This is a genomic window from Robiginitalea biformata HTCC2501, from assembly GCF_000024125.1.
Lineage (GTDB): Bacteria > Bacteroidota > Bacteroidia > Flavobacteriales > Flavobacteriaceae > Robiginitalea > Robiginitalea biformata.
This window is the reverse complement of sequence record NC_013222.1, coordinates 316,205-331,597: the sequence shown is the minus strand read 5'-3', so window position 1 is coordinate 331,597 and position 15,393 is coordinate 316,205. Positions and strand designations below refer to the sequence as shown.

At 42.6% G+C, this 15,393-nt stretch carries 14 protein-coding genes; all 14 read left to right on the top strand.

The window, feature by feature from the left end; translation table 11 throughout:
- Positions 1-31 precede the first annotated feature (31 nt).
- On the top strand, positions 32-3,799 hold the full coding sequence (locus tag RB2501_RS01430) for an efflux RND transporter permease subunit (RefSeq protein ID WP_015752935.1): 3,768 nt from the start codon (positions 32-34) through the stop codon (positions 3,797-3,799).
- The gene (locus RB2501_RS01425; RefSeq protein ID WP_015752934.1) at positions 3,796-5,013 is read left to right on the top strand and encodes a TolC family protein; all 1,218 of its coding nucleotides are present in this window, start codon (positions 3,796-3,798) and stop codon (positions 5,011-5,013) included. The genes RB2501_RS01430 and RB2501_RS01425 overlap by 4 nt, the downstream gene beginning before the upstream one ends.
- 78 nt (positions 5,014-5,091) lie before the next feature.
- Positions 5,092-7,428 (top strand): multicopper oxidase domain-containing protein, encoded by a 2,337-nt coding sequence (locus RB2501_RS01420; protein ID WP_015752933.1) that lies wholly within the window; start codon positions 5,092-5,094, stop codon positions 7,426-7,428.
- A gap of 3 nt (positions 7,429-7,431) precedes the next feature.
- Positions 7,432-8,724 carry an APC family permease gene (locus tag RB2501_RS01415; protein ID WP_015752932.1) on the top strand — a complete coding sequence of 431 codons (1,293 nt, stop codon included), beginning with the start codon at positions 7,432-7,434 and terminating at the stop codon, positions 8,722-8,724.
- 57 nt (positions 8,725-8,781) lie between these two features.
- Complete coding sequence (locus RB2501_RS01410; protein WP_238528088.1) at positions 8,782-9,342, top strand: hypothetical protein; 561 nt, start codon at positions 8,782-8,784, stop codon at positions 9,340-9,342.
- A gap of 57 nt (positions 9,343-9,399) precedes the next feature.
- A complete protein-coding gene (locus RB2501_RS16460; protein WP_015752930.1) occupies positions 9,400-9,591 on the top strand; it encodes an SHOCT domain-containing protein in 192 nt (63 codons plus the stop codon).
- Between the two features lie 4 nt (positions 9,592-9,595).
- Complete coding sequence (locus tag RB2501_RS01400; protein ID WP_015752929.1) at positions 9,596-9,982, top strand: DUF302 domain-containing protein; 387 nt, start codon at positions 9,596-9,598, stop codon at positions 9,980-9,982.
- A gap of 10 nt (positions 9,983-9,992) precedes the next feature.
- On the top strand, positions 9,993-10,460 hold the full coding sequence (locus RB2501_RS01395; protein WP_015752928.1) for a DUF302 domain-containing protein: 468 nt from the start codon (positions 9,993-9,995) through the stop codon (positions 10,458-10,460).
- Positions 10,461-10,480: 20 nt separating this feature from the next.
- Positions 10,481-11,110 carry a DUF3347 domain-containing protein gene (locus RB2501_RS01390; RefSeq protein WP_015752927.1) on the top strand — a complete coding sequence of 210 codons (630 nt, stop codon included), beginning with the start codon at positions 10,481-10,483 and terminating at the stop codon, positions 11,108-11,110.
- Positions 11,111-11,563, top strand: a complete 453-nt coding sequence (locus tag RB2501_RS01385) for a heme-binding domain-containing protein (protein ID WP_015752926.1) — start codon at positions 11,111-11,113, stop codon at positions 11,561-11,563.
- Between the two features lie 24 nt (positions 11,564-11,587).
- Positions 11,588-12,106 carry a DUF3347 domain-containing protein gene (locus tag RB2501_RS01380; RefSeq protein ID WP_015752925.1) on the top strand — a complete coding sequence of 173 codons (519 nt, stop codon included), beginning with the start codon at positions 11,588-11,590 and terminating at the stop codon, positions 12,104-12,106.
- A gap of 143 nt (positions 12,107-12,249) precedes the next feature.
- Entirely contained in the window at positions 12,250-12,780 is a 531-nt protein-coding gene (locus RB2501_RS01375; protein ID WP_015752924.1) for a hypothetical protein, read from the top strand.
- Between the two features lie 553 nt (positions 12,781-13,333).
- Positions 13,334-14,839, top strand: coding sequence for an FMN-binding glutamate synthase family protein (locus RB2501_RS01370; protein ID WP_015752923.1), 1,506 nt, complete (start codon positions 13,334-13,336; stop codon positions 14,837-14,839).
- Positions 14,836-15,393, top strand: a complete 558-nt coding sequence (locus tag RB2501_RS01365; protein WP_015752922.1) for an ion channel — start codon at positions 14,836-14,838, stop codon at positions 15,391-15,393. The genes RB2501_RS01370 and RB2501_RS01365 overlap by 4 nt, the downstream gene beginning before the upstream one ends.

The following is a 15,393-nucleotide window of genomic DNA, read 5'->3' as shown; positions in this document are numbered from 1 at the left end:
TTGAATTTCCAATTACTTAATTATCCTAATCATGCTAAATAAAAGCATAAAGTTTCTCATAGAAAATAAATTGGTAGCGGTTTTGCTGCTCGCCCTTTTTGTAGGCTGGGGAATCGTAAATGCACCTTTTGAATGGAATACCGGCGCACTACCCAGAAATCCGGTTGCTGTTGATGCCATTCCCGATATTGGGGAAAATCAGCAAATCGTATTTACGAAGTGGGACGGTCGGTCCCCACAGGATATCGAAGATCAGATAACCTACCCATTGACCACATCTTTATTGGGCATTCCCGGCGTAAAGACCATCCGTAGTTCCTCCATGTTCGGCTTTTCGAGTATCTATATCATTTTTGAGGAGGATATTGAGTTCTATTGGAGCCGTAGCCGTATCCTTGAGAAATTGAATTCACTACCGGCAGGATTGTTACCGGAAGGTGTCAACCCGGCTCTGGGGCCCGATGCAACGGGATTGGGCCAAATTTTTTGGTATACGCTCGAAGGCCGTGATAAGGATGGCAATGTTACCGGAGGTTGGGATCTGCAGGAACTTCGCAGCATACAGGATTTCTATGTGAAATATGCCCTTTCTTCGGCGAGTGGGGTTTCCGAGGTGGCTTCCATTGGCGGTTACGTTCTGGAATATCAAGTCGATGTAAACCCGGAATTGATGAAGCAGTACGGTATCAGTCTGCAACAAGTCGTAAAAGCCGTAAAACAGAGCAACAGGGACATCGGTGCGCAAACCTTGGAAATCAATCAGGCCGAATATCTGATTCGCGGGCTGGGTTATGTCAAATCATTGTCCGATTTAGAGAACGCCGTGGTTACTTCGAGCGATTTTACCTCGATACGTATTGGGGATATTGCCAGGGTAGCACATGGCCCAGCTACCCGAAGGGGAATATTGGATAAGGAAGGTGCCGAAGTCGTTGGTGGCGTGGTCGTGGCCCGCTACGGTGCAAACCCCATGGAAGTCATCAACAATGTTAAAGACCAAATAGACGAACTCAGTGCGGGGCTTCCTTCAAAAGAACTTAGCGACGGGACAACATCGCAATTGACCATTGTCCCGTTTTATGATAGAACCGAGTTGATTCAAGAAACACTTGGAACCCTCGATGAGGCACTGACCCTGGAAATACTGATTACCATTTTGGTCATTATTGTCATGGTCTTTAATCTAAGGGCTTCCATTTTGATTTCCGGACTGTTGCCGGTTGCAGTGCTGATGGTCTTTATCGCTATGAAACTTTTTGGCGTGGATGCCAATATCGTAGCGCTGTCGGGTATCGCTATCGCTATTGGCACCATGGTCGATGTAGGGGTCATCCTCTCCGAGAATATTATACGGCATTTGGACGAATCTGATGGTAAAGAATCCATCAATAAAGTTGTTTATACGGCAACAGCGGAAGTGTCGGGTGCTATCTTAACGGCGGTAATGACCACTATTATCAGCTTTATCCCTGTCTTTACCATGATCGGGGCAGAAGGAAAGCTCTTTCGCCCACTGGCCTTTACCAAGACCTTTGCATTGACTGCATCCATTATCGTCGCTTTATTTTTGATACCGCCATTTGCAGCATTTCTGTTTCGTAAAAAGAGTGTAAAGAATACGCTGGGCTATGGTGTCAATGGGGTGCTTATCGTTTTGGGAATTCTTGCCATTGTCTATGGCTCTTTGTTAGGGTTGATATTGATAGCCTTTGGTGTGGTAGGCCTCTTGAAATATCCCGAATTGGCCTCAAAAATTTCATCGGGATTCACGATTTCCGATAATCGGGCCAATTTGATCAATATCATCATTTCGGCATTTGCCATTGTTTTTGTCCTCGCCGAATACTGGAGGCCCTTGGGGTTGGACAAAAGCATTTTCTGGAACCTGATATTCGTGGGTCTTATCTGTTTCGGGCTTTTGGGTTTCTTTACGATTTTCAGAAATTATTATACCCGAATTTTACGTTGGGCCTTGCGCAACAAACTTATTTTCCTCTCAGTCCCGACCGCGATAGTTGTGTTCGGTGTGATGATTATGCGAAATACCGGAAAGGAATTTATGCCCTCGCTCAACGAAGGTTCCTTCCTTCTGATGCCCACATCGTTGCCACATGCAGGGGTAGAAGAGAACAAACGCGTACTTCAGCAACTCGATATGGCCGTGGCCAGTATTCCGGAAATAGCGACTGTAGTCGGTAAATCAGGAAGAACGGAATCGGCCCTAGATCCCGCTCCACTTTCCATGTACGAGAATGTTATTCAGTACAAACCGGAATACATGCTCGATGAAGATAGAAAATGGCAACGCTACAAAGTAAATGAAGATGGCATGTTCGAACTGAGGGACGGTACTTTTGTGACCAATCCGAATTTAGAGGTCGATACGGATGATGCGGATTATAAGGAATCTTCGATAAAATCTGCTTTTTCCATACAGCAAAAAGACCTGATACCTGATGAGGACGGCGAGTATTTTCGAAACTGGCGACCCGAAATAAAGTCGCCCGACGATATTTGGAAAGAAATTGTCAAGGTGACCAAATTCCCAGGTGTTACCTCCGCCCCGAAACTACAGCCCATCGAAACCCGACTGGTCATGTTACAGACAGGAATGCGGGCACCCATGGGCATCAAGGTCAAAGGTCAGGATTTAAAGCAAATCGAAGCATTCGGGATTCAATTGGAAGACATCCTGAAAGAAGCCGAGGGGGTCAAGGACGAAGCGGTATTTGCCGATAGGATTGTGGGCAAACCCTATCTCTTGATAGATATCGATAGGGAACGATTGGCCCGTTATGGTATTACCATAGAAGATGTACAAAGTGTATTACAGGTGGCCGTTGGTGGCATGGTACTAACCCAGACCGTTGAAGGCCGGGAACGTTATGGGGTTCGTGTGAGGTATCCTAGGGAACTTAGGGAAAACCCGCAGGACCTAAAGGAAATTTATGTACCCGTTGAAAAAGGGAATCCCGTTCCTTTGAGCGAGCTGGTAACCATCAACTACGAAAAAGGGCCACAGGTCATCAAAAGTGAGGATACTTTTTTGGTGGGCTACGTACTCTTCGATAAGTTGGACGGTTTCGCGGAAGTGGAAGTGGTCGAAAACGCCCAGGCCTTGATTCAGGAAAAAATCGATAGCGGCGAACTGATAGTTCCCAAAGGGATCAACTATCTCTTTACGGGAACCTATGAAAACCAGTTACGGGCTGAAAAAACTTTGTCTGTGGTGGTACCCTTGGCATTGACTATTATTTTCCTGATCCTCTATTTCCAATTTCGCTCCGTGGGTACATCGTTAATGGTATTCACAGGTATAGCGGTCGCCTTTGCTGGAGGGTTTTTGATGATTTGGTTTTATGGTCAGGATTGGTTTTTAAACTTTAATTTCTTTGGCGAAAACCTACGCGACCTCTTCCAGATGCACACTATAAATCTTAGCGTCGCCGTTTGGGTCGGGTTCATCGCCTTATTTGGTATTGCCACGGACGACGGTGTAGTCATGGCGACCTATCTGACACAGACTTTCGATAGAAACAAACCGGATACCCTTATGGGCGTTCGGGATTCGGTAGTGGAAGCAGGCGAAAAACGTATCCGTCCCTGTTTGATGACCACGGCAACGACAATTCTTGCCTTACTGCCAGTGCTGACCTCCACAGGCCGTGGTAGCGATATTATGATACCCATGGCGATACCAAGTTTTGGCGGGATGCTTATCGCACTGATTACCCTTTTTGTGGTTCCTGTTTTATACAGTTGGAAAGCGGAGTTTCAATTAAAACGATTGTCGAAATGAAAAAATACGTACAGCTCTTTTTAGGAATCATGTCCATTGCTGCTATTAATGCACAGGAGTTGGAAAGTTTGATTGAGCAGGCCGAATTGAACAACCCTGAGATTCAGGCCTATGAACTGCGCTACAATATCGCCTCGGAAAAAATCAATGAGGTCAAAACGTTTCCTAATACGGAAATAAGTGCGGGAGTCTTTGCCAGTGAACCGGAAACTCGAACAGGTGCCCAAAAGGCAAGGTTTTCCGCCAAGCAAATGATCCCTTGGTTCGGCACGATTACCGCACGGGAAAATTATGCCAGTTCACTAGCCGATGCACAATATGAAGATCTGGTCATCGCCAAGCGAAAATTGACCTTGGCCGTTTCCCAATCCTACTATCGCCTCTTTGCAATCCGTGCAAAACAAAAGGTGCTCGATGAAAATATCGAACTATTGGAAACCTATGAACGACTGGCCTTGACCTCGGTCGAAGTAGGTAAAGCCTCCGCTGTAGATGTGCTTAGATTACAGATACGTCAGAATGAACTGGAACAAAGCAAAGAAGTCTTAAGTGAGGAATATCAGGCCGAGCAAACCTTGTTCAACAATCTGCTCAACAGGGAGGAAAATACACAGGTCGATGTGTATTATGAATTTACCATACCCGAAGTAGATCCTGTTTTTGCAGAAGGAGATCTTCAATTACATCCGGAACTTGTTAAGTACGACAAATTGTACGAATCTGTAGAAAAATCCGAGCTGTTGAATCAAAAAGAGGCATTGCCCGATCTTGGTTTTGGACTCGATTATATACCTGTCGCTGAACGGCCCGCGATGGACTTCAGCGATAACGGAAAGGATATCGTAATGCCGATGGTTTCCTTGTCCATACCCATTTTCAATAACAAGTATCAATCCATTTCAAAACAGAATGAGCTGCGGCAACAGGAAATCACCGCGCAGAAGGCCGAAAGAACTAACAAACTGAAAACCTTGTTGAGCGAAGCGATCAACCAAAGGGATGCAAATAGGATACGCTTTAATGTGCAACAGAGAAATATAGATAAAGCCATCGAAGCAGAAAAAATCCTTATTAAAAGTTACGAAACGGGAACTATTGATTTTAATGATGTACTCGATGTTCAGGAACTGCAATTGAAGTTCCAGATAAATCAAATCGAATCCATTAAAGGATACTATATACAATCGTCGAACATCAATTACTTAAAAAGTTAGAAATAGAATCACATAGGGTAAGGCATGAGCAACTGAACGGTTATTTTCTATTGACTGTGAACTTAAAAATTAACACCTATGAATACTAAAATAACGACACTACTGATTTCTTTGATGTCACTGGCAATCAATGCACAATTCGTAGCGAACGACACTGAAGAAAACATTGACAACTGGCCAGAACGGGTCTATGATTTGACCATTGGTTACGAAACGGTCAACTATACAGGGAAGGATGTAAAGGCGATGACTATAAATGGTGGTATTCCCGGGCCAAATCTTGAATTTAACGAAGGTGAATTCGCCATTATCAACGTGACCAACAAAATGGATGAGGAGACCTCCGTGCATTGGCACGGTTTAATTCTTCCAAACTTTTACGATGGCGTTCCTTATCTCACAACACCACCCATAAAACCGGGCGAAACCCAACAATACAAATTTGCGCTAAAGCAATCAGGTACTTACTGGTACCATTCACATACAGGTCTACAAGAACAAAGGGGCGTTTATGGCTCAATCCAAATCAATCCTAAAGATACTGATTTGGAATATGATAAAGATTTAGTGCTTGTCCTTTCCGATTGGATGGACGAAAATCCTAAAACGCAGCTTAAAAATTTAAAGCGGGGCAATGAATGGTATCTCATCAAGAAAAACCAGGTACAAAGCTGGGATAAGGTTATTGCCAAGGGTGCCGTTGGTGCCAAACTGAAAATGATGTGGCAGCGTATGCCCGATATGGCCATACTTGACAATTATTATGACCTGTTCTTTATCAACGGACGGGCAGAACAGAACTATCCCGATTTCAAACCTGGCGAAAAGGTCCGTGTACGATTTGTAAATGCCGCGGCTGCCACCTACTTCTGGCTCACGTTTGGGGGCGAGGACCCTATGCTGATTTCTGCGGACGGTTTGGACGTAGTCCCCGTAAAGAAAAATAAAACCCTTATCGGCGTTGCCGAAACCTATGACTTTATCGTAACCGTTCCCGAAAGCGGTAAATTGGAAATCCGTGTCACCTCACAAGACGGTTCCGGACAGGCTTCCGCCTATATGGGGACAGGCGATATCTTCAAGGCACCCGATGTACCCGTACCTGACCTTATAAAACAAATGCAGCAACTCATGTCAATGGATATGAAGATGGGTGCCCCTGCCGCTAAGTTGAATCCTTCAAAAAACGATTCCATTAAAAAGATGATGAAATATGCCATGAAGATGGATGGAATGCAAATGGATGGGATGAAAAAGGACAAAGATTCCACCAAAATGAAGGGCGACGGAATGGCTCATCAGGATATGAAGTTGAAGGAAGACAAAATGCAAATGGACGGTGGAATGAATATGGGCTATATGGTGCCGCAGGACAAAGTGATCGGTGATAATATGAAAACAGGTGGTAATCCAGAGTTCAACTATCATTATCTAGAAGCTCCCGGCACTACCGAGTTTGAAGAGGGCAAACCTGTGCGAGAGATGCTGTTCAACCTTACCGGGAATATGAACCGCTACGTTTGGTCAATCAACGGTGTGCCGCTTTCGGAAACCGATAAGATTAAAATCAATCAGGGCGAAGTCGTGCGCATTACACTTAACAATATGACGATGATGCACCACCCGATGCACCTGCACGGGCACTTTTTTAGGGTGCTGAATGAAAATGGTGATCGCAGTCCGTTGAAACATACGGTAAACGTCGCACCGATGCAGAAAGTAGTTATCGAATTTGACGCTGTTGAGTACGGCGACTGGTTCTTCCATTGCCACGTTCTTTACCATATGAATAGTGGTATGGCGAGAGTGTTCAGTTATGATACCCCTCGTGATGAACGCTTAATGGGCTATCCACTTTCCAACTTGACTACTGAAGCTGACCACATCTGGACGTGGGGCGAGGTAACGACGGCCAGTCACCTGAGCGAACTTTTTCTTACGGCCACCAACATTCGCAATCAGTTTATCCTTCGTGGCGAATACGGTTGGAACGAAAACTTGGAAGCTGAGTTTACATATGAACGTTGGCTCAATAGCTACTTCAGGGTGTTTGGAGGAGTAAACATGGAAAATGAGATGGAAGATAGTATGGATGAGATTTCCACAACAGGTGTCGTGGGTGTACGCTATTTGCTTCCACTGTTAATCGATTCAGATTTACGCATCGATAACAAATTGCGACCTACCATTTCATTATCTACAGCCACGATGATTTTTAGAAATGTGGCCCTCTATGGTGAATATGAATATCAAATGGATTTTGGTTGGGTCAATGACTTTGAACCAGGAACCGATTTTGAAAAAGAGGTTACCTGGCAAGTAGGCCTCGAATTTGTTTTAAGTAGGGATTTTTCGTTAATGGGAAGTTACGACAACCGCTTCGGCGCGGGTGGTGGCCTGTCATTAAGATTTTAACTAATGGCACAATACAAAAAAAATAGCCTGAGCTTGACCGGAGCTGTATCCTTGGGTACGGGTGTAATGATCGGTGCGGGAATTTTTGCCCTTTTGGGCCAAGTGGCTGAGTTATCCGGGCAATGGTTTCCCATTGCATTTTTGGTCGGTGCCATTATTTCAGGGTTTAGTGCATACTCCTATATAAAAATGTCAAATGCCTATCCATCCGCAGGTGGAATAGCCAATTACCTGAAAAAGATTTATGGTAAGAGTGCATTGACCGCTTCCGGAGCCTTATTGATGGCCTTCTCAATGGTCATTAATGAAAGTCTGGTCGCACGAACATTTGGCTCGTATACTTTACAATTGTTCGATGTGGGCGATGATAGTATTTGGGTTCCGATTTTGGGTGTTCTGCTATTGGTCGTAGCCTTTTTGATCAATATTTCAGGAAACAATGTTATTGGCAAATCATCCTTGGTCATGGCCATCTTGAAGATTGGCGGTATTTCCATTTTTGCCATTGGTGGACTTTGGGCCGCCGGATATTCTTTTGGCGAGGTACTACCATCCGGCGATTTGGGCGAGTATCCAATAACAAGTTATTTAGGGGCTTTGGCCTTATCGATTTTGGCGTACAAGGGGTTTACCACGATAACCAATAGCGGGGACGAAATTGTAAATCCAAATAAAAATGTAGGCAGGGCCATTATCATTTCTTTGGGCATTTGCACCTTGGTATACCTATTGGTCGCGTTTGCGGTATCATCTAATCTTTCCATAGAAGAAATTATAAAAGCCAAAGATTACTCATTGGCAGAAGCGTCAAAACCGGCCTTTGGCAAGTATGGTCTTTGGTTTACGGTAGGTATCGCAATTGTAGCCACGATTTCCGGAGTCGTGGCAAGTGTTTTTGCGGTATCTAGAATGACGGCCATGCTTACCGATATGGAGCTTATTCCCCATAACCATTTTGGTATGTCGGGTGGTATCCAAAGGCATATGTTGGTATACACCGTTGTCTTAGCCATCACCTTGACCGTTTTGTTCGACCTCACACGAATCGCCTCCTTGGGGGCGATCCTCTATCTGATTATGGATATCGGAATCCATTGGGGCATCTTAAAAAATCTGAAAAAGGAAATAAAGGCAAATACCTACATAATCGCAACTGCCATCTTTCTGGATTTTATCGTTCTGGGAGCTTTTCTGTATATAAAGGCATTGAGCGATATACTGGTGGTAGTCGTGGCAGCAGTACTGATGGTACTCATATTTACAGGGGAAAAATGGTTTTTGAAAAGAAAAGATTAGTCCGATATAAAATCGGACACAGTATAGAAGATTTATTAATCCAAAATATTGGAAAACATGAAAACGACAGTAAAGATTTTAGTAGTAATCGGATTTATTGGAACAATTACGGGATGCAAATCAACTTTCAATGCTTCCGAGACCATGCAGGTCGAAGAAAATAGAAATGCCATTTACCAGGAAATTATCTCGAACCCGGTACAGTTTACAAACTTCATCAGTGAGGCTCGGAAAAACGAAGAGGCCAAAAAGATATTGATGAAGACCCATATGGAACAGATGGAGTCGGGAAATATGAAAATGATGATGGACAAGAATCCTGAAATGAAGGAAAAAATGCAGGCCCATATGCAGCAAATGATGGAAAAGAATCCTGAAATGAAAAAAAAGATGCATTCCAAAATGCTGGATAAAATGATGGAAAGCGAAAAGGGCCGCAAGATGATGATGGAAAAAATGCACAACAATGAAATGATGAAAAAGGAAATGAAGGAAAGAATGAAAAAAATGATGGAAGCAAATCCTGACATGATGGAAGAAATGATGCAGAAGATGATGGAAAAAAATCCCGGAATGATGCAAAAAATGAAAGAGAAAATGAAGAATAAAGGGCAGTAAACACCCGAATTCCATTGGAAATGAGAACAATTTATGTAACAATTAAAAGATACAGCTATGATGATGTGGTGGTGGATACTGATACCGATCATTTTGATATTGGCCATATTCCTTTTCAGAGGAGGAAGTCCGCGAAGCTCTAAAAGCAAGGAAAATCCAATGGCTATCCTTGACAACCGTTTCGCAAAGGGCGAAATGTCAAAAGAGGAATACGAAGAACAAAAACGAACGATTAATTCTAAAAACTAAGAAGATGAACTATTATTTCAATAAAACGCTGAACGAAGACTTTGACAAAGTAATCGAAAAGGTTACCGAGGAACTAAAAAACGAAGGTTTTGGTATTCTGACCGAAATCGATGTCAAGGAAACCTTGAAAAAGAAATTGGACGTCGATTTCAAAAAGTATAAAATTCTGGGTGCCTGTAACCCGCCCTACGCACATAAAGCATTGGAGGCCGAAGATAAGATAGGCACTATGCTTCCTTGCAACGTAATCGTGCAGGAAATCGAGGAATGTACGGTAGAAGTTGCCGCGGTAAACCCGATGGCCTCGATGCAAGCAGTAGAAAATGAAAAATTGACCGAGGTGGCCGATGAGATAACTTCCAGGCTTGAGCATGTGATCGGAAAACTTTAAAAACGAGAGGATGGAAAACGGCAAAGACAAAAGGGAGATTCCCAATCAAAATTATAGCGAGAGCATGAATACCCGCTATTGTGTAACAGAAAGATATAATCTCACTTTTGGGGAAGCGGTCAAGAATGTGAAGGATCAACTTGATAGGTTGGGCCTTGATATCGTGGCCGAATTCGATGTTAAGGAATATTTGGGCGTAATAATGAAAGATATGCCCAAGCATCTTATTCTCTTGGTCTGTGACCAAGATACCGCCGCTGACCTAATCGCCAACGATATTCAAATGGGCATCTTGTTTCCCTGTAACGTGACCATTAAAGAGATAGAGGATGAATCGGTGGTAGAGGTTTCAATGGAGGATACTTCGGTTACCTGGTCTTCTTCCCTTAAAAAGGATGTCGAAGAAATAGCAAAAAAAACAAAGGAAAATCTAAAAAAGGTCCTTGACAATATCGGACAAACAAATTTTAAACTGTAAATCTAAAATCAAAACCGAAAATGAAAAAAGCAAACGTAACAACCGGAATCTTGGCCATGGCAATCATAGCCCTAATGGCCACATCTTGTAAAGACAAGAATAAGGAGCAAGAAAACCAAGAAGGCCACAATACCGAACATCTGGATGACAGCGGCCACATGGACGGTACCATGGAAGACCATTCACAAATGGACCAAGATAATATGAACCAGGGCGGAATGGCTATGATGTCATCAGAAGTCGTCGCGGATTATCTAGCGCTCAAAAACGCCCTTGTATCAGATGATAAAGACGGTGCAGCAACGGCAGGGGAAAAGCTGGAAGGTAGTCTTAAGGATTTTGACACGAGCAAATTTTCAGTCCAACAACGGGCCGAGTTAGCAGACATTATTGAAGATGCCACAGAGCATGCGGAACATATAGCCAAAAGCGACATCGGGCACCAACGCGAGCACTTTGATATTTTGAGCAAAGATGTCATTGACCTATTGGCTATAACAGGTTCGGAAAGAACACTTTACCAAGCCTATTGTCCCATGTACAACAATAATAAGGGAGCACAATGGTTGAGTGCCACTGAAGAAATAAAAAACCCTTATTACGGAAGTAAAATGATGACCTGCGGTAGTGTACAAAAGCAGATCAATTAAGTGAAGGCGGTAAAGGTCACAGGATGGATTTTGCTGGTTGCATTGGTGGGCATCCAATTTGTGCCCACCGAACGCAATAAAAGCGATGTGGTACCAAAAACGGACTTTATGGTCGTAAACGAGGTGCCAAAAAATGTTGAGAGCATCATTAAGACCTCTTGTTATGACTGCCACAGTAACAATACCGACTATCCTTGGTACAACAAGGTGCAACCGGTAGCGTGGTACTTGGAAGACCATGTGGAGCATGGCAAGGAAGAATTGAATTTTAATGAATGGGATTCCTATTCATCGCGAAGAAAGAATAGCAAACTAAAATCCATTATAAGCCAAATCGAGGATGATGAAATGCCCCTTACATCGTACACCCTCATCCATAGGGATGCAAGACTTTCGGACACCGAAAAGAAAATCGTTTTGGATTGGGTATCAAAATTAAAGGACAGTCTATAATTGAATAACTTAAAAAGGGTAACAATGAAAATTTTGAAAAACGGGGTTTCAGCCGTTGTGATACTGACCCTTACTTTTTCTTACGCACAGGAAAAGATAAAGTTGAACCATGACCATAGCAAAATGGAAATGAAGCAAACGCCTGTTGAGTTCGGTAATGAGAATGTGGCCTATGCCTACGAACATTATGAGCACGTAAAAAATGATCTGGTCGGTTCAAATCCTGGAGATGCCCAAAAGGGTGCTGAGATGTTGAACGAAGCACTTGGTAAAGTTGAAGGTGCCGATGCCGCATTATCGGCATCACAAAAGATTGCCGCTACGGATATCTTAAAGGTACAGCGAAAAGCATTTTCAGAACTGAGCACTGAAATGGAAGCACTTTTGAGAGGAAAAATAACATCCGGCAAATTGTATAAGGATTTTTGTCCTATGGCCTTGAATGGGGGCGCCTATTGGTTATCCTCTGTCGAGGACATCCGTAACCCATATTACGGCGCCCAAATGCTCAGTTGTGGAAAGGTGGCGGAAGTAATCGAATAATTAAAGCCTGATATGGGAAGGGGCGATTTAGTTTGGTTGGTTAGTTGGTTAGCCCCTTCCCTTTCAGGTAATATCCGGTTGGTATTGGCCATAGAATTGAACGCCAATTTTAGTGCTACAAAAGCAGTCTAAATAGAAAATAAATGGAAGAATTAACCCTTGGCATTTTCGTTGTGCCCACCATAGTGTTGACTTTGGTCATTTTGGGCTATTTATATTTTGCGAAACAGGTAAAAGACGAAGGGGAATATAAGAGGTTTGTGTTTGCAGTGGCAGTAACGGCTTTTATGTTGAATTTTATATGGGAGCTAACTCAGGGCCCACTGTACGAAGGGTTCGAATACGATTTGAAACATATTTCCTTCTGTGCTTTGGCATCCGTCGCCGATATGTTGATGGTATTCATACTTCTTTTTGCATTCGGACTCATTTTTAAAGATGTGTATTGGATGCAAAATTGGGGGTTGAAAAGAATATTGTTCTTGGTCCTTGTCGGATTTTTCGGGGCGATCCTGGCTGAGGTTTGGCATACCGCTAGGGGTGATTGGTCCTATGCCGATGCCATGCCGCGATTGCCAATAGTAGAAGTGGGCCTGTCTCCCGTACTTCAGTTTACAATATTGCCATGGCTGATTTTTTTGATTTGCAAGAAGTTTATAAAGGAAAAAGTATAGTAAGATATAGCTCTAGGCGGGCTTGGGAAGCGTTTTTATTTGGTTAATTATTTAGCATTTCCCATTTCTGCCCAGACAATAGTGTCGATGAACAAAGTCCTGTTATGGGAAGGGAATATTTAGTAAATGGTTAGTGTTTAATGCCCTTCCCTTGACAGGCACAAAGAATGAATAGCATGAAAGATTGTTGCGATACAAGCAATAACAAACAGCAAAACAAAACAATTTCTTTTGGCCAAATTGACCCTTGCCAGTATATTTTTTCATCTTGGTTTATTGGGACGTATGTGGCCAGTATTTGGGTACATCGGCGTTCAGAGGGATTAACAGAAATGGCAAAACGTGTATTGGCATAACACGATTAATATGCCGATTGAACACTATGGTCAAGTGTCCTTGCTGCTAATCTGAAAATAATAAGCCTGTTTTGGATCAAAATGCACCGTGGATTTGAAATAGCATTGTCCGAGGCAGGACATCATGGTTCGCAGTTGGATTATATAGAAGGCTGGACTACAATGAAAGTGATAGGCATTTTAACGAATCAAGGACAATGAGAAGAGGATTTATTATTATGAGCGTTTTATTGGTTTTGGTATTGGCAGCCATGCTCATTTTGTACCCTTTATGGTGGGGTGTCGCTTTAATAATAATTCCTTTGTTGATTTTAGGACTGATCGATTATTGTCAGAAATCCAACAACATAAGGCGTACCTATCCATTATTTGGAAGAATAACCAATCTTCTGGAAAAACAACGGCATGTATTCCAAGAAATCGTTCTCCTGAACAGGGCGGAAGGAAAGCCCTTTAACTGGATACAAAAGGAAATAATCTATAAGCGTGCCGCGGATGCTAATAAAAGCCAGCCTTTTGGCACACAAATACCGTATGATAAGGTGGGTCGTGAATGGTTTACACATTCCACCTATCCGGTAAAAGAAGTAAACGATGATTTCAGGGTAACGGTGGGTAGTTCTTTGTGCACACAGCCCTATTCTTCAAGCATACTAAATCTGTCAGGAATGAGCTACGGCTCAATTAGCAAAAACGCAACCTTGGCCCTTAATGGCGGTGCTAAAATTGCTGGTTTTGCCCAGAATACGGGCGAAGGTGGTTTTACGCCTTATCACCAAGAATATGGTGCTGATATCATATTTCAAATCGGAACCGGTTACTTCGGATGCCGTACCAAAGAAGGTAATTTTGACACTGAAAAGTTTAGGGATATCGCCTTGCATGAGGTAGTAAAAATGATCGAGATCAAAATTTCACAAGGGGCCAAACCAGGATTTGGTGCGATACTACCTGCAAAGAAAAACACAGAAGAAATTGCAAAATTCAGGGTTGTTGAAAAGGGTAAACAAATTTTATCACCTCCGCATCACTCAGCCTTTGGAAGCGATGAGGAAATGATTTTTTTCATTGATAAATTGAGAAAACTTTCCAATGGCAAACCTATAGGAATAAAACTATGTATCGGGCAGAAAGATGAATTTGATAGTATGGCTCAAAGTTTGGCTAAAAATCAAAATTATCCAGACTTCATAGCCATCGATGGTGCCGAAGGAGGTACGGGCGCTGCCCATATGGAATCCCTACATTGGGCAGGGCTGCCAATAGTAGAGGCCATTCATTTTGCGCATTCTACGTTAGTAAAACACAAGATTCGCGATGAGATAAAATTAATGGCTGCAGGGAAAATCATTTCGGCTTTTGATATCTATCGAATGCTCGCACTTGGAGCAGATGCATGCTATAGTGCCAGAGGAATGATGTTTGCCCTGGGCTGTGTACAATCGTTAAAATGCAATTTGGACAAATGTCCTACGGGAATTACCACAATGGAGCCGTCGAGGGTAAAATCTTTAGTTGTGGAAGATAAGAAGGCCAAAGTGGCAAATTACCATAAAAACACGATGGAAGCTTTTAAAGAGTTACTGGGTTCAATGGGCCTTGAAAATAGGAAGGGCATACAAAAAAAATACATTGTTAGGCGTATAAACGAAACCGAGACAAAGACTTATGACGAAATTTTTGTAAACCCCTCAAAGGAGTGAGTGAAGAAAAAGATATAGAAACCACAGCTGCCTTTTATTGGCAACTTTTCAATAGTTCAAAGTACGTACTATTGATTGTGCTTCTTGCTACTGCTATCGGGCTCTATGTCCTGCCTAATATTGATGCTTCTTATGTTGTGATTATACTTTTAGCACTTACGCTAAGTAAGATAGGTTTTATAATAGCCTTATCCTTTAATCAATTGATGAAAATTATTGGTCAGAGCCATTTATTGAGCCACGTTTTGGTTTTGTTCGGATATCTAATCATACTGATAGTTTTTTCATTTGCAATAGATTACACGGCATTACACCTTATTGATTCTGCTCATTTTAAAATAAATAATAGTTCGGGAAGTAATGGACTGTTGGCATTTTTCAACATGTCCTATTTCAGTTTGATTACATTCTCATCTGTGGGATACGGCGATATAGTTCCAATAACCGTTACAGCTAAAACCTTGGTGGTCCTTGAAGTGGCCCTTAGATTTTTTGTGCTCGTCTTTGGTATTGCAAATGTGAATAGAATTCGAGTAAATAACCTTAAAACTTAA